Annotated in this window: 16 protein-coding genes; 10 read left to right on the forward strand and 6 right to left on the reverse strand. The window is 67.1% G+C overall.

Annotated features, from left to right (window positions below; genetic code table 11):
- Nucleotides 1-23: 23 nt before the first annotated feature.
- The 4 genes from polX to CFB45_RS23750 form a co-directional block, all read right to left on the reverse strand.
- Nucleotides 24-1,793 (reverse strand): DNA polymerase/3'-5' exonuclease PolX, encoded by a 1,770-nt coding sequence (gene polX, locus CFB45_RS23735; protein ID WP_089427655.1) that lies wholly within the window; start codon nucleotides 1,791-1,793, stop codon nucleotides 24-26.
- 155 nt (nucleotides 1,794-1,948) lie between these two features.
- Nucleotides 1,949-2,341: a TraR/DksA family transcriptional regulator gene (locus CFB45_RS39760; RefSeq protein ID WP_089429110.1), complete on the reverse strand. Its 393-nt coding sequence runs from the start codon at nucleotides 2,339-2,341 to the stop codon at nucleotides 1,949-1,951.
- A 386-nt stretch (nucleotides 2,342-2,727) separates the two neighbouring features.
- Nucleotides 2,728-4,122 (reverse strand): undecaprenyl-phosphate glucose phosphotransferase, encoded by a 1,395-nt coding sequence (locus CFB45_RS23745; protein ID WP_089429111.1) that lies wholly within the window; start codon nucleotides 4,120-4,122, stop codon nucleotides 2,728-2,730.
- A gap of 32 nt (nucleotides 4,123-4,154) precedes the next feature.
- Nucleotides 4,155-4,937 carry a Crp/Fnr family transcriptional regulator gene (locus tag CFB45_RS23750; RefSeq protein ID WP_089427656.1) on the reverse strand — a complete coding sequence of 261 codons (783 nt, stop codon included), beginning with the start codon at nucleotides 4,935-4,937 and terminating at the stop codon, nucleotides 4,155-4,157.
- Between the two features lie 922 nt (nucleotides 4,938-5,859).
- On the opposite strand from CFB45_RS23750, the gene CFB45_RS23755 reads away from it, so the two are divergent.
- From CFB45_RS23755 to CFB45_RS23780, 6 genes are all read left to right on the forward strand, one after another.
- Nucleotides 5,860-6,642 (forward strand): Crp/Fnr family transcriptional regulator, encoded by a 783-nt coding sequence (locus CFB45_RS23755; RefSeq protein ID WP_174971612.1) that lies wholly within the window; start codon nucleotides 5,860-5,862, stop codon nucleotides 6,640-6,642.
- Nucleotides 6,643-6,831: 189 nt separating this feature from the next.
- A complete protein-coding gene (locus CFB45_RS23760; RefSeq protein WP_089427658.1) occupies nucleotides 6,832-7,083 on the forward strand; it encodes an acyl carrier protein in 252 nt (83 codons plus the stop codon).
- Entirely contained in the window at nucleotides 7,080-8,276 is a 1,197-nt protein-coding gene (locus CFB45_RS23765; protein ID WP_089427659.1) for an acyl-CoA dehydrogenase family protein, read from the forward strand. The genes CFB45_RS23760 and CFB45_RS23765 overlap by 4 nt, the downstream gene beginning before the upstream one ends.
- On the forward strand, nucleotides 8,273-9,241 hold the full coding sequence (locus CFB45_RS23770; protein ID WP_089427660.1) for an amino acid--[acyl-carrier-protein] ligase: 969 nt from the start codon (nucleotides 8,273-8,275) through the stop codon (nucleotides 9,239-9,241). Before CFB45_RS23765 ends, CFB45_RS23770 begins: the two co-directional genes overlap by 4 nt.
- Nucleotides 9,238-10,293: a DUF1839 family protein gene (locus CFB45_RS23775; RefSeq protein ID WP_089429112.1), complete on the forward strand. Its 1,056-nt coding sequence runs from the start codon at nucleotides 9,238-9,240 to the stop codon at nucleotides 10,291-10,293. The genes CFB45_RS23770 and CFB45_RS23775 overlap by 4 nt, the downstream gene beginning before the upstream one ends.
- Nucleotides 10,290-12,776: a glycoside hydrolase family 2 protein gene (locus tag CFB45_RS23780; protein ID WP_089427661.1), complete on the forward strand. Its 2,487-nt coding sequence runs from the start codon at nucleotides 10,290-10,292 to the stop codon at nucleotides 12,774-12,776. Before CFB45_RS23775 ends, CFB45_RS23780 begins: the two co-directional genes overlap by 4 nt.
- A 41-nt stretch (nucleotides 12,777-12,817) precedes the next feature.
- Here the strand turns inward: CFB45_RS23780 and CFB45_RS23785 are convergent, their stop codons facing one another.
- The gene (locus CFB45_RS23785) at nucleotides 12,818-14,209 is read right to left on the reverse strand and encodes a sigma-54 dependent transcriptional regulator (RefSeq protein ID WP_174971616.1); all 1,392 of its coding nucleotides are present in this window, start codon (nucleotides 14,207-14,209) and stop codon (nucleotides 12,818-12,820) included.
- Nucleotides 14,210-15,436: 1,227 nt separating this feature from the next.
- Here CFB45_RS23785 and CFB45_RS23795 point away from each other — a divergent pair.
- Nucleotides 15,437-16,015 carry a drug:proton antiporter gene (locus tag CFB45_RS23795; RefSeq protein WP_089429114.1) on the forward strand — a complete coding sequence of 193 codons (579 nt, stop codon included), beginning with the start codon at nucleotides 15,437-15,439 and terminating at the stop codon, nucleotides 16,013-16,015.
- On the forward strand, nucleotides 16,012-17,586 hold the full coding sequence (locus CFB45_RS23800) for a mannose-1-phosphate guanylyltransferase/mannose-6-phosphate isomerase (RefSeq protein WP_089427663.1): 1,575 nt from the start codon (nucleotides 16,012-16,014) through the stop codon (nucleotides 17,584-17,586). Before CFB45_RS23795 ends, CFB45_RS23800 begins: the two co-directional genes overlap by 4 nt.
- 79 nt (nucleotides 17,587-17,665) lie before the next feature.
- On the opposite strand, the gene CFB45_RS23805 is transcribed toward CFB45_RS23800, so the two are convergent.
- Nucleotides 17,666-18,958: a right-handed parallel beta-helix repeat-containing protein gene (locus tag CFB45_RS23805; RefSeq protein ID WP_089427664.1), complete on the reverse strand. Its 1,293-nt coding sequence runs from the start codon at nucleotides 18,956-18,958 to the stop codon at nucleotides 17,666-17,668.
- A gap of 369 nt (nucleotides 18,959-19,327) precedes the next feature.
- Between CFB45_RS23805 and CFB45_RS23810 the strand changes: the two genes are divergently transcribed.
- Both CFB45_RS23810 and CFB45_RS23815 read left to right on the forward strand, forming a co-directional pair.
- Entirely contained in the window at nucleotides 19,328-20,377 is a 1,050-nt protein-coding gene (locus CFB45_RS23810; RefSeq protein ID WP_089429115.1) for a glycosyltransferase family 2 protein, read from the forward strand.
- Nucleotides 20,378-20,815: 438 nt separating this feature from the next.
- Nucleotides 20,816-21,964: a glycosyltransferase gene (locus CFB45_RS23815; RefSeq protein ID WP_089427665.1), complete on the forward strand. Its 1,149-nt coding sequence runs from the start codon at nucleotides 20,816-20,818 to the stop codon at nucleotides 21,962-21,964.
- Nucleotides 21,965-21,981: the final 17 nt, after the last annotated feature.

A 21,981-nucleotide genomic window follows, 5' to 3' on the forward strand; every position in this document is an offset into this window, starting at 1 on the left:
ACGGCACGCGCCGCCGGCTGCGTTCACGCGCCCTTCGCGCCGCCGCTGCGCTTCGACGCGCCGCCCGCTCCCATCGTGCGTGCAAGCAGCGGCCGCAATTGCGCGAGCGTGCGCGTGTTCAGCACGTCGGGCCGCGTGAGCCAGCCCCGTCGCGCCTGATCGACGCCGTACGCAAGATTGTCGAGTTCGTCCGCACTGCACGCATCCGAGCCGATCGCCACCGGCACGCCGGCCTTCGCGGCCTCGCGGCACCAGACGTCCGGCAGGTCGAGCCGCCGCGGCTGCGCATCGAGTTCGACGAAGCAACCGCGCGCCGCGGCGTGCGCGATCACGCGCGTCACATCGAGTTCGCAAGCATCGCGCTCGCCGAGCACGCGGCCCGTCGGGTGCGCGAGAATCGTGAAATGCGGATGATCCATCGCGCGCAGCATGCGCGCGGTCTGTGCGTCGCGCGACAGCTCGAAGCCGTCGCGTACCACGCCGACCACGAGATCGAGCCGGCCGAGCATCGCATCGGGCACATCGAGGCTGCCGTCCTCTCGAATGCCGGCCTCCACGCCCTTGAGCAGCACCAAATCGTCGAACGACGCGTTGAGACGATCGATCTCGTCGAGCTGCCGGGCAAGCCAGTCGAAGTCGCTGCGGCTGCCGCCGGCATGCGGCGCCCGGTCGGTGATGGCCAGGTACGCGAACCCGCGTGCGCGTGCCGCATCGGCCATCGCACGCAGGCTGTCGCGGCCGGCAGACGCGTCGGTATGCGCGTGCAGGTCGCCGCGCACGTGCTTGCGCTCGACCAGTGCCGGCAGCGTGCCCGCGCGCGCGGCCTCGATCTCGCCGCGATCCTCGCGCAACTCGGGCGGCACGTCGTGCAACCCGATCGCTGCATAGACCGACGCCTCGGTCGCGCCGGCAATCCGTTCGTCGCCGCGAAACACGCCGTACTCGTTGATCTTCAGTCCGCCGGCCTGCGCGATCCTGCGCAACGCGATGTTGTGCGCTTTCGATCCGGTGAAATAGACGAGCGCCGCGCCGAACGCGTCGGCATCGACGACGCGCAGGTCGACCTGCAACCCGCTGGCGAGCACGACGCTCGACTTCGTCTTGCCGTGCGCGAGCACGCGCGCGACCTCGCCGTGGCCGACGAACGCGTCGGCGACAGCCACCGGATCACGTGCGGTAACGAGGATGTCGAGATCGCCGACCGTCTCGCGGCGGCGGCGAAAGCTGCCGGCCGGCACGGCGTTGCCGACGCCCGCGATCGCGCGCAGGCGTTCGAGCAGCGGCTGCAGCGCGTGCATCGCATCCGGCAGCAGGAAGCGTTGAGGTTCGCGCTTCAGCCGGTCGTCGATCGCTTCGAGCAGATGCGCTTCGGTTTTCGCGCCGAAGCCCGGCAACTCGCGCACGTGCCCGCTCTTCGCTTCCGCGCGAAGCTGCTCGAGCGAATCGACGTGCAGTGCGTCATGGAGCGCCTTCACACGCTTCGCGCCGAGCCCCGGCACGTCAAGCAGCTCGACGATCGCGCCCGGCAACGCGTGACGCAGCGTTTGCTGCAGTTCGCAGGTGCCGGTCGCGGCAATCTCGCGCAGCTTCGACGCGAGATCGGGCCCGATCGACGGAATCTTCCCGAGATCGTCGCCGTTCGCGATCATCGTCGGGATATCGCGCCCGTAGTCGGCAATCGTCCGTGCTGCGTTGCGATAGGCACGCACCCGGAACGGATTGGCGCCCTGGATCTCGAGCATGTCGGCGATCTCGGCGAACACCGCCGCACACTCGGCATTGTGGATCGGCATGATCGGCGTGGCTCCCTTCCACGTGGATGGCGCCGCGCGCGTGCGCGACAGCGTCTGCCCGCCCGGCGCCGCATGCTGACGCCGCCGGGTGCCCGTTCATCATCGTACGCCGGCCGCGCCGCGCGTGCAGCGCCGTGATGGCGACGATGACAGCGTCAGAGGGAGGCGCGCGGTGTCGTGGCGTAGTGCCGCTCGTAGATCGACTGGCAATGCGTGCAGCGTTCGGCGGCCGGGCGCGCCAGCAGGCGCTCGTAGCCGACCGAGCCGTCGCAGTCGATGCACTCGCCGTAGCTGCCGTCGCGCATTCGCTGCTGGGCACGGCCGATCGCGCGCAGCTCGGTCAGTTTCATGCCGATCAACGCATGATCGACGTCGACGAACAGATCCGCATTGGCCTCGTCGCCCTCGTCCGGCGCCGCGCCGGCGAGGTCTGCGTAGGACTCCGACGCGCGCTGGTCTTCGCTCGCGCGGATCTCCGCACGCAACGTCTGCTCGCTCTCGTTCAGCCGCTGTTTCAGCGTCTGCCGTTGTTGTGGGTCGAGCGACATGGCCGTCTCTCCTGTTCCGGGTTCCGCGCGGAGCATGGCGGCGCGCGGTGTCGCGCCGGTGCGCGGCGGCCCGGCGTCACCGCCAGCCACCGTGTCCGGATGGGCGCGCGGCGACACGAAGAGCGCCGGACGCATTCGACGCAGGATAAACCCATTGAACACGCGTGTGTTGACCGGAATCAGCGTGTCGGTCAGGCAGCGGCAGCCGTGCGGAAACTGGGGCCGGACGCGTAATCCGGACCCGCGGTGCGCGCTCGGACACTCGGCGGCACGACCGCAGCGCAGCAATTTTCCGCACGGCCACAACGCTTCGTCCGCGCGCACGAACCGGCATTACGCCGTCGGGACGATCGCTCGCGCGGCGCCGCCTCGATCTTTCGTGATCCTCAGAATGCATTGCGCCCGATGAAGCCGCGCACGACCGTCAACAGGATGATCTTCATGTCGAACCAGAAGCTCCAGTTCTGCATGTAGAACAGATCGAACTTCACGCGTGCTGCCATCGCCTCGACCTTGCGCGTTTCACCGCGATAGCCGTTCACCTGCGCCCATCCGGTGATGCCGGGCCGCACGCGGTAGCGGTACATGTAGCAGTCGATCAATTGCCGATAGAGGTCGTCGTGTTCGATCGCGTGCGGGCGCGGCCCGACCACCGACATCTGCCCGAACAGCACGTTGAAGAACTGCGGCAGTTCGTCGAGCGACGTACGCCGCAGGAACGCGCCGACGCGCGTGATGCGCGAATCGTTGCGCGACGCCTGCTGCAGCACGCCCGGCTGGGCGCGATGCACGCGCATGGTCCGGAACTTGAGAATGTCGAACTCCCGGCCGTCGACACCCTTGCGGCGCTGCCTGAACAGCACGGGCCCCGGTGACGACAGCTTGACCGCGATCGCCAGCATCGACAGCAGCGGCAGCAACGGAATCAGCACGCCGAATGCGAACAGCCGGTCGAACGCGAACTTCGCCCACAGCTCCGGCGCCGAACGCGGCGTGGTCGCGAGGTTGATGGCGGGCATGCCGAGCACGTCGGTCGCCGAGCGATCGACCACCGCCATCTGCCGCACGTCGGGCAACAGCCGCAGTTCCACGAACTCGTCGCGCAACTCGCGCACGATGCGCTGGATCCGCCACTCGTGCGACATCGGCAGCGTGAGCCAGACCTCGTCGATGTCGCCGCCGCGAATCAGGTCACGCAATACGCTCCAGTCGTCGATTACCGGCACGCCGCCGATGCCGCCGGTGCCGCCGGTAGCAGCCGGTGCGTCGTCGTCGAATACGCATGCGGCCACGAACGGGCCGTTCGGCGCGAGCTGCATCCGCTCGACCGCGACACGCCCATATGCCGTTGCGCCCACCACCGCGACGCGGCGCTGCCGCGCGCGCGGGTCGTCACGCGTCAGCGCGAGCGCCAGCAGCGCGGCACGGCCGAGCAGCAACGCAGCATCGCCGGCCAGCACCGTCCGCACGATCCAGCGTGTCGTGATCGTGCCGCCGCGATTCATGATCCACATCGCGGCGGTGACCGTCAGCACGCTCGCGCAGACGAGCGCCACCATCGTCTGCGTCAGTGCATGCGTGCCGCCTTGCGGCGCCACGCTGCCGCGCACGGTGCGCAGGTAGCGCGGCAGCAAGGCCACGGTCAGCACGCACAGCAGCGCGATCGCGCCGCGCTGCGCGTCGGACAGCGCGTGCCACGCGAGGCCCGACGCCGCCTGCGCCGCGAGCGCGCCTGCCAGCACGAGCGTGGCGTCGATAACTGCGATCACAGAACGCCGCATCGAATTCGTCCCACCGGACTTCGATTGCATCGTCATGCACCATGTGCCGGGAACCCGCGATGCACGTCCGGCATGCGCGGCCGAACCGGTGTCGGCCTCGCCGTCTCGCGCGTGCCGAGCAGCCTGCGATAGTCCTCGCGGATCAGGTTGTAGCATTCACACGCGTGATGTTCGAGGCCGTCGCGGTCGAGCACCGTGATACGGCCGCGGCGCTGCCGGATCAGCCCGGCTTCCTGCAGGTTGCCCGCCGCTTCCGTCACGCCTTCGCGGCGCACGCCGAGCATGTTCGCGATCGTCTGCTGCGTGACGGCCAGTTCGTCGCCGTCGATGCGGTCATGCGCAAGCAGCAGCCAGCGACTGAGCTGCTCGCTGACCGAGTGATGCCGGTTGCACAGCGCGCTGCGCGAGATCTGCGCCATCACCGCCTGGCAGTAGTTGAGCAGCAGCCGGTAGGTTTCCGGCGAGCGCTCGAATTCGGCGCGCATCACGCAGCTCGGCACGCGATAAGCCATCCCGCCGATGCGGACCTCGACCCGTTGCGACGCCGCGGCGCCGCCGACCATCGTCGCGAGGCCGACCACCCCCTCGCGGCCGACCTGCGCCACCTCGACCATCGCACCGTCCTCCATCAGATGCTGCACCGACATCATCGACGTCGTCGGGAAATGCACGTGGCGCATCGGCTCGCCGACCCGGTCGAGCATCCCGGCCTTGATCCTGACCAGTTCGAGATGCGGTGCGATGGTGCGGATGCTGTCCTCCGGGAGGGCATCGAGGATGGCGTTCGCCGAGTAGCTCGAGTGAAGATGAAGCATGTCTGTATCCCTTTTATTGTCCGCGCCGCCTGCAGCCGCGTGCACGGAACTCGTTATCGCGATGCGCGCCCGGGACTGACCGTGGTTGCGGCCCACAACCCTGATTCCGACTGACCGTCGGCTTATCGCCGCCGGATCGAGTCGGCCGTCCCGTTTCGACACGCCAGCCCGAATAAGCGATTTACGTGCCAATACATGCCCATCCTTAATATATGAATCACGCCTGATTTAGATCGACCGAATAACCGGCCAAGAAACAAAAAAAGCGTCTCATTTCCGGACACTCTTCCTGATGGTGGACACTGCGGGCAATTTGACTGATCATTCATCTGCCTCGAGCCGAGGCAGCCGCACCGGTGCTGCACGGCTTGTCGCTCATATACTTACAGTCTATTTTCAATTGTTTCCATGACGTGCCCGGATAGCACTCCGGTATGGCATCGCGCCTCACACGGTTGTTTGAAACTGTCTCAAATCTGAATCGGCACACTAATTTTCGCCTCTGTCATCCACCGCACAATTCTCACGCAACCGCCTGATTTATATAGACATTATTGAAATAGCAATTTATTTGTCAAAAAATGTTCAATGCCCATCTGGCACTTTTCCCGTGCGATGCGCCCCTCCCGGCAGATTGATTCACGGTCGACATGGAATGAATGCCCGAGGTCGCATTCAACTTCCGGATGATTAATTTCACGGAAATGAGTCATTAAATCCGGATCACGTTTGCATGCGCCAAAATCGTCAAACTTTGTGAAATGACGTAATATGCAATTGATCGATTTCAATGGCGTGCTAGCCTTTTCGCCAGTATCGTCACTCCATTTTTGACGAACACAAGTCCGCACGATCGTGCGAATTCCCAATTCCCGGGATATCGCCGCGACGACGCGTGACCGCCACCCTACGAGGATGCGCCGTGACTCACCAGGCCCCGGATACCGTCGCGTACGCGAACGGCATGATCGAGCTTTCCCACAGCTTCGACGCGAACCGCTTTCTCGCGGCCATCGACCGCGACGAGCGCGCGACGCTGGCCCCCCACCTTCAACTCGTCCACCTGAAATCCGGGCAAGTGCTCTGCGAGCCCGGTGAAATGCTCGCGGCGGTCTACCTGCCCGTCACGACCGCGATTTCGCTGCAGTACGTGTCGTCCGGCGGCATGACGCTGGAAGTCGCGGAGATCGGCAGCGAGAGCGTGGTGTGCGACGACGTGATCGGCGGCAGCGGCCGGATGCCCTGCCGCGCCGTGGCCTGCCGCGACGGCTTCGTCTACCGGCTCGACCGGCGCGTGTTCGCCGCCGCGTTCGACGCATCGCCGGTGATCCGCCATCTCGTGTTCGTCTGCGTGCGGCTGCTGATGGCGCAGGTCTCGCAGATCACGTTCTGCAGCCGTCATCACGTGCTCAAACATCAGTTATGCAGATGGTTCCTGCTCGCGTACGACCGGACCCGCAGCATCGAGATCCAGGTGACGCACAGCATGCTGGCGCAGATGCTCGGCGTGCGGCGCGAAACGGTCACCGATGCCGCCGGCGAAATCCAGAAGCTGGGCCTGATCCGCCAGTACCGGAGCTCGATCGAGCTCGCCGACCTCGACGGCCTCGAAAAAATGTCGTGCGGCTGCCGCGCGATCGTGCGCGACGAGATGAAGCGCATCCTGTCGGCCGATTCGGGCGTGCCGGCCGCGTCGCGCGCCTGATCGGCGTGCCGCATCAGGACGGGACGCAGCGTCGCGTGCCGTCCGGTGCCTGCCGGGTCAGCTGTTTGTAGGGTGGCGAACAGAACACCGTGTCTGCCAATGGTCTACTGATGCCGGACTGCCGGGGGGACGTCAGCGCGTGTCGCGCGTCTGCCCGAGCGGACGACACCACGCACGCCGGAGCAGCACGTGAAAAACGAAATCAGAACCATCCTGAAACACGTCGCCCATCTCGAAGCCGCGATCGATTCGATCGGCGACGGGGACGACCTCTACGACGCGGGCCTTTCGTCACTCGACACGATCCAGCTGATGCTCGCGATCGAGAAGCAATTCAACATCGAGATTCCCGACGAGATGCTGAACCGCAACCTGTTCCGCAGCATCGACGCGCTCGCGGACACGATCACCACGCTGCAACGCACCGAGCATTCAGCATGAGCGCGCCGCTTCCCGAACTCGCGGCCGACAGCGATGCGCGTCGGCTCGACGAGGCCGCGCATGCCGTCGCACAGATCGCCGCGCAGCACGCGGACGCGGTCGACCGCGACGCGCGCTGCCCCGTCGAGGCGATCGAGGCGATGCGCGCGCGCCGCCTGCTCGGCGCGATGGTGCCGACCCATCTCGGCGGCGCGGGCGCGTCGCTGGAAGACATCGCGTCGGCCTGCTCGATCCTCGGCCAGGCCTGTGCGTCGTCGGCGATGGTGTTCGCGATGCACCAGATCCAGGTCGCCTGCATCGTCGATCACGCCGCCGGCCAGGGCTGGCACAAGCTGTTCCTGCAACAGCTCGTGCGCCACCAGTGGTTGCTCGCATCAGCCACGTCGGAAGACGGCGTGGGCGGCAACCTGCGCGCGAGCCAGTGCGCACTCGAAATCGACGGTGGCGGCTTCCGTTTGCACAAATCCGCGCCGACGATCTCGTACGGCGACTACGCGGACGGCATTCTCGCCACCGCGCGACGCGATGCGGATGCGCCGGCTTCCGAGCAGGTGCTCGTCACGCTGCTGCGCGACGGCTACACGCTCACGCGCCGCGGCGAATGGGACACGCTCGGCATGCGCGGCACGTGCAGCAACGGCTTCGTGCTGGATGCGCAGGGCGCCGCCGTGCAATGCCTGCCGGTGCCGTTCGCGACGATCGCCGAGGAAACGATGGTGCCGGTCTCGCACATCCTGTGGGCCGCGGTGTGGATCGGCGTGGCCGGCGACGCATTCCATCGCGCGCACCAGTTCTTCCGCGCGCAGGCACGCCAGACCGACGGCGCACCTTCGCCCGCCGCGCGGCGCATCGCCGAATCGCTTGCACTGATGCAGGCGATGCAGGCCCGCGTCGACAACGTGCTGCGCCTTCACGCGAATGCGTCGGCCCGTTCGTGGTCGGCCGGCATGGCCTGGGCCGCCGAAATCAATACGCTGAAGACCTACGTGTCGGAGACGGCCCTCGAAGTCGCGCACCAGGCGATGATGATCTGCGGGATGGCCGGCTACAAGCAAGGCACGCCCTTCAGTATCGGCCGCCATATTCGCGACCTGCACGCGGCGCCGCTGATGATCAGCAACGACCGCATTGCCGCCAACACTGCGAGCCTGTTGCTCGCGCTGCGTCCTGCGACGCTGGAGAAACATACGTGAACGATCGCCTCGCCGTGCCCGCCGCCTCCCCCGCCGACGCCCCGCTCGACCGCGCGGGCGTCAACCCGCTGCGCGACGAACTGATCGACGCGGGCCTGCTGGTCTCGACCGGCATCCAGGGCCTGTTCGGCCGCAGCGAGCGATTCGAGCGCGTGGTCGAAGCGCTCGACGCGTTCGTCACGCGCATCGGTGCCGACCAGCAGGCCGAAGTGCTGCGCTTCCCGCCGGCCATGAGCCGCACCGAGTTCGAGCGCAGCGAATACATGAAGAGCTTCCCGCAGCTGGCGGGCAGCGTGCATGCGTTCTGCGGCGACGAACGCCAGCATCAGCGCGTGCTGCAATGCCTCGATCGCGGCGACGACTGGACCGAGAACCAGAAGCCGACCTACGTCGTGATGACACCGGCCGCGTGCTACCCCGTCTATCCGGTCGTCGCACGCGCGGGCGCGCTGCCCGCCGACGGCCGGATCGTCGACGTGTTCTCGTACTGCTTCCGTCACGAACCGTCGCTCGACCCGACCCGCATGCAGTTGTTCCGGATGCGCGAGTACGTGCGGATCGGCACGCCCGAGCAGATCGTCTCGTTCCGCGAGACGTGGATCGAACGCGGCACGAAGATGATCGACGCGCTGCGCCTGCCGAATGCGATCGATCTCGCGAACGACCCGTTCTTCGGGCGCGGCGGCAAGATCGTCGCGGACAGCCAGCGCGAGCAGAACCTGAAGTTCGAGCTGCTGATCCCGATCGAGCACGACGATCGCCAGACGGCGTGCCTGAGCTTCAACTACCACATGGACCATTTCGGGCTGCTGTGGGACATCCGCACCGCGACGGGCGACGTCGCGCACACGGGCTGCGTCGGCTTCGGCCTCGAACGGCTCACGCTCGCGCTGTTCCGCCACCACGGCTTCGATATCGACGCGTGGCCGCAAGCGGTCCGCGACGTGCTGTGGGGGACGCGATGAGGTTCGTGTCCCGCGACGGCGAAGACGCGTCGTTCGAGAGCGTGCGCCACCGCGCCCGCCACTACCGGCCGCACCCGCTGCACAGCCAGGCGATGGTCTGGAAGCAGACCAACTGCTATGTCGACATGTGGCTCGAGGTGCTCCGGTGGTGGGGTCTCAATCCGTACGCGGCGCTGCCGTTTACGATCGCGCTCGACTTCGAGGGCGATCAGTTCACGTTCTTCAAGTTTCCGCTCGACGAGCTGGAGCGGCTCTACGGGATCGTCGTGCAGGAACATTCGATCTACGAGCCGCTCGACCAACACATCGAGACGCAGGTCGCGCGCGGCCACCTGATGATCGTCGAGGTCGACGCGTGGTTCCTGCCCGATACGCGCGGCAGCAGCTACCGCACGCAGCATACGAAGACGACGATCGGCATCGACGCGATCGACCGCGCGAACCGCCAGATCGGCTACTTCCACAACAGCGGCTATTACGTGGCCGAGGATTTCGACTACAACGGGCTCGTCGGCGGCAACTCGCCGATGACGCTGCCGCCGTACGTCGAATGCGCGAAACGACGCTTTACGCCGCTTGACGAACGCGCGCTCTGCGAGGCCTCGCTCGCCGCGTTGCAGCGCCACCTGCGGCGCCTGCCGACCGTCGATCCGATCGCGGCGTTCCGCCGGCAGTTGCAGACCGACGCACAACGCCTCGCGCAGGCGCCGCTCGAACATTTCCATGCATACTCGTTCAATTCGGTGCGGCAGCTCGGCGCGAATTTCGAACTGTTCGGCCACTATGCGCGCTGGCTGCAGGCGAGCGGCTGCATCGGCCCGTTCGCCGAGATTCGCGCCGCGTGCGAGCGCATCGCGTCCGAAGCGATGGTGCTGGAATTCCGGCTCGCGCGCGCATGCGCACGCGGCAAGGAGGAGCGCGGCGACTCGACGCTCGAGGCGATCGAGGCCGCGTATGTCGACGTCGTCGCGTGCGCGCGGCAGATCTGCGCGCCGTTGCGGCACGTGACGCCCGCACGCTACGACACGGCGCCCGTGTCGGTCATGCGGTGACGCGCGCGCGCGCCCTGCCCGCGTGGTCGATGCTGGCGACGGCCGCAGGCGCCGTTCGGGAACCGCGCGACCTCCCGGCCGGCCACGGCGGCTGGATCGCGGCGCCGGTGCCCGGCACGGTCGCGCAGGCGCTCGCGCTGGCCGGCCGGCTCGACGAAGCCGCATCGCTCGACGAGCGCGACCACTGGTACCGCGTCGAGCTGCGTGGGCGCGGGCCGCGCATCCTGCGCTTTCACGGCCTCGCGACGCTCGCACAGGCCTGGCTCGACGACACGCCGATTCACGGCTCGGACAGCATGTTCGTCGCGCACGACGTGCCGGTATCGCTCGACGGCATGCACCGGCTGACCCTCTGTTTCCGCGCGCTCGCGCCGCACCTGCGCGACGCGCGCGCACCGCGCCGCGCGCGCTGGCGCACGCGGCTCGCCGAGCCGGCCGGGCTGCGCACGATCCGCACGTCGCTGTTCGGGCACATGCCCGGCTGGTTTCCGCCGTATGTGCCCACCGGCCCGTGGCGGCCCGTCGACGTGCTCGATCCGGCCGACGGGCCCGTTCTGGCCAACTGCAAACTGCAGGCGCGTGTCGAAGGCGACACGGGCTGGCTCGACGCGGAACTGACGTTCGCCGCGCCGCTGCCGGATACGTTCGCAGCGCGGCTGTCGTGCGGCGAACATCATGCGAAGCTCGAACGTGACGGCGCCGACCGGCTGCGTGCGCACGTCGCGATACCGAACGTGCGTCGCTGGTGGCCGCATACGCACGGCGAACCGTCGCTCTACGACGTTGTGCTGCATATCGGCGATGCGCGCCGGCCGCTCGGCTCGACCGGTTTCCGCACGATCGAGATCGATTCCGGCGCCGACGGCAAGGGTTTCGGACTGCGCATCAACGGCGTGCCCGTGTTCGCGCGCGGCGCATGCTGGAGCAGCGCCGCGCCGCTCGCGCTCCACGCGGGCGACGCGACCTACGGCCGCCTGCTCGGGCTCGCACGCGACGCCGGCTTCAACATGATCCGCGTCGGCGGCACCATGACCTACGAGGCCGATGCCTTTCACGCGTGGTGCGACCGGCTCGGGCTGCTGGTCTGGCAGGACTTCGGTTTCGCGAACTTCGATTACGCGCTCGACGATCCCACGTTCGCGGCCAACGTCGATCGCGAAGCGACCCAGTTCCTCTCGCGTCACGGCGCTTCGCCGTCGCTTGCGGTGCTGTGCGGCGGCAGCGAGATCGCGCAACAGGCCGCGATGTCGGGGCTCGGGCCGAAGCAGCGCTTCCTCGAACTGACGGCCGACCGGCTGGCCGGCCACGCGGCCGCGCTCCGTCCCGATGTCCCGTACGTGCCCGATTCGCCCGACGGCGGCGTACTGCCGTTCACGCCGCGCGAACGCGTGTCGCACTACTACGGCGTCGGTGCGTACCTGCGTCCGCTCGACGACGCGCGCCGCGCGGACGTGCGCTTTGCGAGCGAATGCCTCGCGTTCGCGAACGTCCCGTGCGACGCGACACTCGCCGAACTCGGCTGGCCCGGCGTGCACGAGCCGCGCTGGAAGGCGGCCGTGCCGCGCGACCCCGGCACGTCGTGGGATTTCGACGATATCCGCGATCACTATTTGCAGACGCTGTACGACGTTGTGCCGGACCGGCTGCGGCGCGAGGATCCGGCGCGCTATGTCGAGCTGTCGCGTGCGGTGGTCGCGGACGTGATGCGCGAGACGTTTTCCGAATGGCGCCGCACCGGCTCGCGTTGCGCCGGCGCGCTCGTGTGGCAGTTCCAGGACGTGATGCCGGGCGCCGGATGGGGCGTGATCGACGCCGCCCACCGGCCGAAATCGGCATGGTATGCGCTGCGCCAGGTGCTGCAGCCGATCCAGGTGCTCCTCGTCGACGAAGGGCTGAACGGGCTCGACGTGCACGTCGTCAACGAGCGCCCGGCGCCGCTGTCGGCGTCAATCGAGCTGGTCGCGCTGCGCGACGGCCGTACGCCGGTCGCGCGGGCCGGCTGCCCGGTGCGGATCGCCGCGCACGACACGGTGCGGCTCGGCTCGGCCGAGTTGCTCGGCCGCTTCTTCGACTGGACCTATGCATACCGTTTCGGCCCGTGCGAACACGATACGGTCGTCGCGACCCTGCGTGCCGACGACGGCACGCTGCTGTCGCAGGCGTTCCATTTTGTGTCGCGCACGCATCCGGCCGTGCTGGCGCGTCGCGAACTCGGGATCGAGGCATGCGTGTCGCGCACCGGCGAGACCTGGCACGTCGACGTCGACACGCGACATGTCGCGCGCCATGTGCAGATCGACGCGCCGGGATTCATGCCAGGCGACGACTGGTTCCATCTCGCGCCCGGCACGCCGGCGCGCATCGCGCTCGTTCCATTGCGCATCGACGGGAAGCCTGTGGCGGCCGACGACAACGCCCCGCCCGCGGTGGAAATCCGTGCCGTGAACGCCGCGCGCGCGGTGCGAGCCACGCAGGCCGGCTGACCCGACGCTCGCGGCCGCCGCGAGCGTCGGGTCGCCCTGTATCAATCGGACGAGCCCGTCCCGCGCGGCCGCTCGATACCGTACGCCTCCATCCAGCGATACAGCGTCGCGCGCGACACGCCGAGTTCGCGCGCCGAAGCGGCAACGCGCCCGCGCGTTCGCAGCAACGCGGTTTCGATCGCCTCGCGCTCGATCGACTTGCGGATGTCGGCCACCGACGGCGACGCCGCATCGAGACAGTATTCGAGCTCGAGGTCACGCGCGGTGATCAGGCGCCCCTCCGTCATCACGACCGCACGGCGCACGCGGTTGATCAGCTCGCGGACATTGCCCGGCCAGTCGTGCTTGTAGAGCGCGGTAATCGCATCCGTCGAGAACCCGCGCACGCGATGGCGCGCATCGCCGCGGAAGCGTTCGAGCATGTGGTGCGCGAGCAGTTCGATGTCCTTGCCGCGCGCGCGCAGCGGCGGCTGGTCGATGCGCATCACGCACAGACGGTGGAACAGGTCGGCGCGAAAGCGTCCTTCTTCCATCGCATCGCGCAGGTCGACGTGCGTCGCCGACACGATCCGGACATCGACCGGCACCGGTTCGCTGCCGCCAAGTCGGTGAATCGAGCGTTCCTGCAGAAACCGCAGCAGGCTCGCCTGGCTCTCGTGCGGCAGGTCGCCGATCTCGTCGAGCAGCAGCGTGCCGCCGTTCGCGGCTTCGACGTAGCCGATCTTGCGCGCGTTCGCGCCGGTAAACGCGCCGCGCTCATAGCCGAACAGTTCCGATTGCAGCAGATGCGGCGGAATCGCACCGCAGTTGACCGCGACGAACGGGCCGTTGCGCCGCGCCGAATGGCGATGGATCGCGACGGCCGTAAGTTCCTTGCCGGTTCCCGTTTCGCCGAACACGAACACCGGTGCGTCGGTGCGTGCGAAACGCCGCACCGTATCGAACAGCCGCAGCATCGCGCTGCAGGTGCCGACGATGCCCTTTTCCTCCGATTCGAGCTGTTCGCGATCGCGCGCGAACAGGCATTCCATGCCGTAGGCATGGCCGACCGTATCGGCAATCCGCTGATGCGACGCCGGTAACGTCACGTAGTCGAAGCAGTAGTCGCGCAACAGCGCGCGCACGTTGGGCGAGGTGGTCTGGCCGACATCCACGAGCGCCACCCACACGACATCGCGCATCGACGCGCAGGTCGACGCGATGTTGCCGATCGCATCGGCATGACCGCCGCTCAGGTCGAGAATGCCGCAGGTAATTTCGCCGGACGTGTCGCGCAGCTCGCTCGCATGCGCGACGACCGACACCTTCCAGTCGCGGCGCGACAATTCCTTTCGCAGCATCACGGACGGCGATTGCGTCCAGTAAATCAGCGGACGCTGCCCGTTACCGCTCCCCACGCCGGCGCTCTTATCGCGCGTTATTGGCATATTCATAACGAACCATCATTTTCTGCACTCCGCGAACCGTTCGCGTGCGCGGCGGCAGGCGGCGCATGGCCGCCTTTCCGCGCTGCGTTTCCGCAGCCTTGGCGAAGATCGAAACTGCACACGGCGAGAACCCCCGGAGATCGAGCCGGATATCATCCGGTCCCGTTGTCATCGAACTCGAACGGAACGCGCGGCTACGGGAGCCACGACATTCCGGCTTTGAAGCAACCCGCCGCCAGGCGGGGCACGTCGGCAAACCAAAACCCGTCCGCATGGGCATGGCGTCGTACACGGCAAGCGCGCCGATGCTGAACCGGCGGGCCGCCAAACCGCGCCCGGATTGACTGCCCCATTTCAACCGCACCTGAATTTACACCCCGTTTCGGGCCGGTTTTGTTAGCAAAAGATAAACCTGAATCAAGCGGTTACGGGGCCGGCCGTTCCGCACCGCCCCCTTTTTGAACACTGAGATTTGATTATCTATGACCTTTCCCGTCAATCAGTGGCAAATACTACTTTTCCGCAAGATTGATACCGTCGATTACCCGCAACTTCCGTCGAAATCTCCTTAAAGTGGCGGCACCGTATCCGTCGCACCACATAATCGCGCCCGCCCCCGGATAGCCCGATCCCATTGCGCCGGCGCGAGAGCCATCCGGCCGTTACACGTCGTAATCACGCCGTAATCAACGGCATCGCGCCACGCTGGCGCTTTTCGCGCGAATCGCCGCCGGCGAGCTCGAACTTCAGGGGGCCGGCACGCGCGTCTCGCGGCGCAGCATGATGGCCATTCCCGCGCGACCGGACAACCCCGTGGTTCGACCGGATGCAGGCCCGCGACAGGTCACGACGGTCGTGCATGCACGCGGGCGGCCGCGTGCCGACGATGCGGTACGCGAGCGGTCCGTCGTCGGCCGCGCGCAATCCTCGGTCCCGCGCCCCGCTGCCTCGTTCGCGTGCGATGCGGACCAGTCGCGCTTCATTGCAGCGAGCCACGATGAATCAATTATGAAAAGCCAGCGGCACGGACGATGTGTGCTGTCGCACATTGCGACGCTCGCCCGTCGCGCACACCGCCCCGCAGCCCGCGCCGGACCGGCGAATCCGGAGCGTGAGTACGCTGTCGAACAGACCGCAGGACCGCGCATCCGGATGATGAAGATCGCCACGTCGCACGGAACGATCGCGTCCGTGCAGCGCGGCGTGCCGAAGGCATCACGCGAGGACAGCATCATGGAATGGCATTGTTGTGAATTCGAACATCTGAGCGCCGTCGATCTCTATGCAATCCTGCGCGCGCGCAACGCCGTGCTGGTGGTCGAGGACGCCCACACGCATCTCGACATCGACGGCAAGGACGCAGGCGCGCTGCACGTCTATGCGAGCGTGAGCGACGGCGACACGACGGAAGTCGCCGCCTACGCGCGCATCCTGCCCGGCGACGACATCGATCCGGACGTCGTGATCGACAAGGTGCTGACGAGCGAAAGCTGCCGCGATGACGAGACGCTCGAGCGTTTGATCGGGCGCGCACTCACCGCCGCGCAGGCTGCATGGCCGGACACCGCGGTGCGCATGCACGTCCCCGCGCCGCGTCAGGCGTTCTACAAACGGTTCGGATTCCGCAAAGCCTACGGCCCGTATCTCGAACAAGGGGCGCCGTTCGTCGGCCTGGTCCGGCCGGCCGACCGTACGGCCGGTGCGCTGCGTCACCTGCTGTCGCGCGCAGTTTCGTTCTCGCGCGACGACGATACGCGCGCCGACGGCCGCCCTCACGCCCGGCTGCCCGCCGATACCGGAGCGAACCGATGACCCGCGCCCTTCACCCGGTTCCCGAACCCGATCTGCCGAGCATCCTGCCGGTGATTCTCGCCGGCGGTTCCGGCACGCGGCTGTGGCCGTTGTCGCGCGAGCAGTATCCGAAGCAGCTGATCGAGCTGGTCTCGAACGAGTCGCCGCTGTCGGCGACGGCGCGCCGCCTGAACGGCATCGCGAACGCGTCGCTCGGCGACACGCTGCTACTCGTATGCGGCGAACAACATCGCTTCATGAGCGCCGAGCAGGTACACGGCCGCTCGGTGCCTGCCCGCATCCTGCTGGAGCCCGCGGCGCGCAACACGGCGCCCGCGCTGACGCTGGCCGCGCTCGACGCGAACGCGCTCGCGAACGATCCTGTCCTCGCCGTGATGCCGGCCGATCACGTGATCGCGGATGTCGCCGCGTTCCAGGACGCGGTCGCGCGCGCGGCGCGTTATGCGCAGGAAGGCGCGATCGTCACGCTCGGCGTGCTGCCGCGCCGCGCGGAGACGGGCTACGGCTACATCCAGGTCGGCGAGCCGCGCTCGGGCCGCCACGGCAGCCACGGCGGCTACGCGATCGGACGCTTCGTCGAAAAACCCGATGCGACGCTCGCCGAGCGTTACCTGCAATCGGGCGATTACTGGTGGAACAGCGGGATCTTCGTCACGCGCGCATCGGTCTGGCTGAAGGCGATCGGCGCGCTCGCACCGGACATCCATGCTGCCTGCGACAGCGCGTGGCGCGCGGGCGTCGCCGACGATCCGTTCTTCCGGGTCGATGCGGCCGCCTTCGACGCGTGCCCATCGGATTCGATCGACTATGCGGTGATGGAGCGCCTCGCGGAACACGCCGAACTCGGCATCGAAGGCATTGTGGTGCCGCTCGCGGCCGGCTGGTCGGACGTCGGCACGTGGGACGCGATCTGGGAAATCATGCCGAAGGACGATCACGGCAACGTCGCGCGCGGCCCGATCGTCTTCGAGGATACGCAGGACAGCCTCGTGCGTTCGGAAGGCCGCCTCGTCGCGTGCGTCGGGATGAAGGACGTCGTCGTGATCGAGACGGCCGATGCGGTGCTGGTCGCGAACAAGCACGACGTGCAGCGCGTGAAGAACATCGTCGCGCGCCTGAAGAGCGACCAGCGCCCGCAGGTGAGCGAGCACCGCAAGGTGCAGCGGCCGTGGGGCCATTACGATTCGATTGACCTCGGCGAGCGCTTCCAGGTGAAGCGGATCGTGGTCGAACCCGGCAAGCAGCTGTCGCTGCAGATGCACTATCACCGCGCCGAGCACTGGATCGTCGTGCGCGGCACCGCGAAGGTGACGCGCGGCGCCGAGACGTTCCTGCTGTGCGAGAACGAATCGACATACATCGCCGTCGGCGAAGTGCATCGACTCGAGAATCCCGGCCGGATTCCGCTCGAAATCATCGAGGTTCAATCGGGCAACTATCTCGGCGAGGACGATATCGTGCGGTTCGAGGATCAGTACGGGCGGGCAGTCGTCGGGACCGCGCAGCAGCCCCCGTCGCTCGCCTCGCGCGAACCGCACGAGGAAGCCGCGGAACGCGACGTCATCCGGTAAGGGCATGCGGGTTGCGACGGCGTGTGCGACGCCAACACCCGCCGCCGCGCGAACAACCGGCGGCCCACGCAACACCTGATCAGTGGGGGCCGCCTTGCGGCCAGCGCGGCCGCCTGACGGACTCGCGCACGCGCGGCAACAACGACGTATCCGCGCCGATCGCATCGCCTGCCGCCGACAGCGGCTGAAGCGCGGCGCCGGCACACGGCGTGCCCTTCGCCTGCTGTCCCGATGCCCCCACCTGCCGGCCGGCCGCGCAAGCATGCGCAGGGTCGATCCGGACCGGCATTCCGCCGATCCCCGACAGTTGATTGTCCGCGAGACGCACGCCCGACACGTTTCCCCACAGGCGAATGCCGTCGAATCGCGCATGCGACACGCGATTACCGATCACGGTCACGCGCGACACCGAACCCGACCACGTGCTGACCTCGATCGCCGCCTGCTGCGTGACCGGGCGAGCATCGGCCCGATCCGTCGCCGTCTGGATATCCGCGATCGAATTACCCTCGATGCGGATATCGGACGAGCCGGCAGTGCGATTGCTGTCTTCCTGAGCGACGAGAATGCCGGAGCTCACCTGCACGTTGCGCACGACGTTGTTCGAGATGGTGACCTCCGCACCGCCGACCACCGTGATGCCCCGCCCCCACGGATTGCCCTCCAGCGAGTTGCCGGTAATCAGCACGTTGCGCGTCAGCACGCCTTCCGCCTGATAACTCACCACGGCGATCATGTCGTCGCCGGTGCCGCGAACGACATTGCCCTGCACCAGCACGTTGCGCGTGCCGTGCGTCATGTGAATGCCATCCGCCAGCGTCGACAGCACCTCGTTGCCGACGATCGCGACGTCCGCGCCGCCGAACACGAAGATCCCGCCGCCCGCGCCACCGTCGATGACGTTGTCGAGCACCTGCACACCGCGCCCCGTCACCTCGACCTTCGACGACTCCGGCGTCGTGAGGCGTGTCGTACCGGCTCCGGTGAGCCGGAAGCCGACGAGCGTCGTACCGTCGCCGCTCATCTCGATCGTCTGGTCGCCGGGTGTGGTCGCGATCAGCGTCGCGCCGTAACCCGACAACACCACATGCCGCTGCCGCACGACCAGCGACCGGCCGACCACATACCGGCCCGGCGCGAACACCAGCCGCTGGCCCGGCTGCAACGCGTCCAGCGCATGTTGCAGCATGTCGGCCTGATCGGCCGCGTCCGCAGCGGGACGAACGACCGCATCCGGTACAGTCGCATTAAGCGCCCCAGGCACGGACGTGCCGGATGCCGCCGCGGCACTGCCCGGCCAAGCCAGCCCGCCTGCCGCGCACATGGCGGCGAGCGCTGCGCGCGCGAGAAACGTGCCATGTGATCTACGCATATCGAGTCGACTCCCTGGAATGACTTCGAACGTGCCGGCACGCGCATCCGAATCGCTGCATGCCGACCGAGTTGCCCACCGACGATACCGTCGACGCGACGGCATGCTACGGTCGATTGGATCATTCGAACCCGCCGCGTTTCAGTGCGTCAACAGACCAATACACCCTGCCTGCGCGGTGTATCCGGCTTGCGGTTGACGCGTCATCGCGCTTTCGACGAAGCGAATCGCGCAACGGTAGGCTCGCGAACCGAATGCCGATCGACGACGCGTATCATGGCCGCCATGCGACGCGACCGTGCTCCGGGGCCCGAACCCTGCGCGCCGGGCACCCGGATCGTCCGCACTTCGCTCGTCCGGAATCCGTTCATGACCACCCTGACCATCGCAATCTGCAACTACAACCACGGCGCGTACCTGCGCGATGCGATCGATTCGGCGCTCGCACAAAGCGCGCACGGCGTCCCCGTGCTGGTCGTCGACGACGGTTCCACCGACGATTCGCGCGACATCATTCGCTCGTACGGCGAGCGCGTGACGGCGGTGTTCCAGGAGAATCGCGGCCAGGTCGCCGCATACAACCGCGCGATCGAGCATGTCACGACGCGCTACGTGATCCTGCTCGACGCCGACGACCTGCTCTATGCCGACGCCGCGGCCCGCGTGCTGGCCGCATTCGCTTCCGGCGACTTCGTGAAGGTGCATTTCCGGCTCGACGTGATCGCACGGGACGGTGCGGTGACCGGGGCCAGCGTACCGCAGTCGGCCGTCGACACCGATTGCGGCCGCCTGTTGCGCGCGGGCTGGCTGTACCCGTCGCCGCCCGCATCGGGCAACGCGTATCGGGTCGACGCGCTCAAGCGCATCTTTCCGGTGCCGGTCACCCCGGACAATCTGCACGGTGCGGATTTCTACGCGATCTACGGTATCGCGTTGCTCGGCGCCGTGCACATGATCGATGCAACGCTCGGCGGCTATCGCGTCCACCAGCAGCCGGGGATGCGCCTGCCCGCCGACACGCCGGCGCTTGCGCTCACCAACTCCGAAGACGCCGCGACGGGCGCGCTGAAAGCCGAACGCCGGTGGGCGACGCTGCGCATGCTCGCCGCCACGCGGCTGCACGAAGCATTGCCGATCGCGCCGCTCGACTTCGCGATCGAGAAGGCCCGCTTCGCCAGCACGCTCTATCACGCCCCACTCGTGCGGCGCTGGCGCTGGTTCCTGTGCGAATCCGGACGCTACTGGCAAACCGTGCTGCGCAACCCGTTCTGGGGCGTTGCCAAGAAAGCGGCCGTAGCCGGGCTGTCGCTCGCATGCTTGCTGCCGTCGGCAACGCTCAGCAACCGCGCGATTCGCTATATCTCCAATCCGCTCGCGCGCGTGCGCAAATCGTCGGGCCATCACGCCGACGCGCGATAGCGTCGCCGAATCGCGCATTCGGTAAGCCATCGCACCCAGTGGGTCGCGCATGCGCTGCACAATGATCCGGACCAGTGGATTCACGCGCACTGACCGGACTTCGTCGTTGTCTCGGCTCCAGTCGTCGTAGTCGAACGCCGGTTTCGATGTTCGGAGGAATCGCGCCTGCACGTATGTCGCGGCATGGATTCCTCACGCTGCATCGTGTCCGGCGCCCTGCGGCAACGTCGACTCGGCATTTCATCGGCGGAAACCATCACGCTGCAACGTCGGCGCAAACCAGCGACTGTGACAGCAGGATCCAATGGCCGCGACTGCCATGCATTTATCAATCAGGAATGCATAGTTTCACGAACCGGATATCGAGACCGCGAGATTCGCAGGCGACTCATCGTCACGACGTGCGATGAGTGTGCGAGCGAATCGCTGGACCCACAGATGACCCAACAAAAGATCGTTCATATCGCCGAAGCATTCGGTGGCGGCGTGCTTTCGATGCTGACCCATCTCGCCAACCATGCCGCAGCGTCCGGCGTCGACGTGACGGTTCTGCACTCGATCCGATCGGAAACCCCGACCGATTTTTCGACGCTGTTCCTGCCCCGCGTGAAGCTCGTGTACGTCGACATGGCGCGCGAGGTGAGCGTCAGACAGGATCTGCAGAGCGTGCGTGCGCTGGTCCTGAACCTGCGCGACTGCAGGCCGACCGCGATTCACCTGCACTCGTCGAAGGCCGGCGTACTGGGGCGAATCGCCGCCCGGATCGCCGCCCCGAACGCGAAGGTGCTCTACTCGCCGCACGGACTCTCGTTCCTGCGTCGCGACGTGTCGCGCATGAAGCAGTACGCCTATCTGAGCTTCGAACGCATCGCGGCGCACATCGGCGGCACCATCGTCGCGTGCTCGGGCAGCGAGCTCGCCGAGATCAGGGCAAAGGTCCGGGCTAAATCGACGGTCCTGGTGGAAAACGGTGTCGATGTAGCGGAGATCCCGCCGCGTCGAATGCGCGACGATCGCAAAGTCGTCATCGGGATGAGCGGTCGGGCGTCGTACCAGAAGAATCATCAAGCCTTCGTGCGACTCGCCGACCTGCTGCACGACGCGGACGTCGAGTTTCTCTGGATCGGCGGCAACGCGGCCGAGATTCCGGATTCCGCCCAGCACGGAGCCGTCGTCTGCAGCGGCTGGATACCCCGCGCACGTGCGCTCGCGCTGACGTCGGAACTGGACATCTACGTCCAGACTTCCCGCTGGGAAGGCATGCCGGTCGCGCTGATCGAAGCGCAAGTCGCCGGCATACCGGCCGTGGTGACGGACGTCGTGGGCAATCGCGACGTGGTGATTCACGGCGTGACCGGCTACGTCGCGTCGAACGCCGCCGAGATGGCCGCGTATCTGACGACGCTGCGCGACGACCGGCAGCTTCGCGAGCAAATGGGCGCGGCAGCCCGAAAACGGGCGATTCAGCGGTTTTCGATGAACGCGATTTTCCGGCAGTGGAATGCGCTCTACGGACTCGATACCGAGGAGCTGCGGGTCGACACGCGCGACTTCAAGCCGGTCGCACCGGATCACGTCAAAGCCTGATTCCGATTTCGATATCT

It is taken from the genome of Burkholderia sp. HI2500, from assembly GCF_002223055.1.
GTDB lineage: Bacteria > Pseudomonadota > Gammaproteobacteria > Burkholderiales > Burkholderiaceae > Burkholderia.

Bases quoted from the DNA above. Each gene is read 5' to 3' on its own strand.
- CFB45_RS39760 (WP_089429110.1), bottom strand. From the start codon at position 2,341: ATGTCGCTCGACCCACAACAACGGCAGACGCTGAAACAGCGGCTGAAC.
- CFB45_RS23775 (WP_089429112.1), top strand. From the start codon at position 9,238: ATGAGGTTCGTGTCCCGCGACGGCGAAGACGCGTCGTTCGAGAGCGTG.
- CFB45_RS23800 (WP_089427663.1), top strand. From the start codon at position 16,012: ATGACCCGCGCCCTTCACCCGGTTCCCGAACCCGATCTGCCGAGCATC.
- CFB45_RS23815 (WP_089427665.1), top strand. From the start codon at position 20,816: ATGACCCAACAAAAGATCGTTCATATCGCCGAAGCATTCGGTGGCGGC.
- CFB45_RS23785 (WP_174971616.1), bottom strand. From the start codon at position 14,209: ATGAATATGCCAATAACGCGCGATAAGAGCGCCGGCGTGGGGAGCGGT.
- polX (WP_089427655.1), bottom strand. From the start codon at position 1,793: ATGCCGATCCACAATGCCGAGTGTGCGGCGGTGTTCGCCGAGATCGCC.
- CFB45_RS23750 (WP_089427656.1), bottom strand. From the start codon at position 4,937: ATGCTTCATCTTCACTCGAGCTACTCGGCGAACGCCATCCTCGATGCC.
- CFB45_RS23810 (WP_089429115.1), top strand. From the start codon at position 19,328: ATGACCACCCTGACCATCGCAATCTGCAACTACAACCACGGCGCGTAC.
- CFB45_RS23765 (WP_089427659.1), top strand. From the start codon at position 7,080: ATGAGCGCGCCGCTTCCCGAACTCGCGGCCGACAGCGATGCGCGTCGG.
- CFB45_RS23795 (WP_089429114.1), top strand. From the start codon at position 15,437: ATGGAATGGCATTGTTGTGAATTCGAACATCTGAGCGCCGTCGATCTC.
- CFB45_RS23745 (WP_089429111.1), bottom strand. From the start codon at position 4,122: ATGCGGCGTTCTGTGATCGCAGTTATCGACGCCACGCTCGTGCTGGCA.
- CFB45_RS23805 (WP_089427664.1), bottom strand. From the start codon at position 18,958: ATGCGTAGATCACATGGCACGTTTCTCGCGCGCGCAGCGCTCGCCGCC.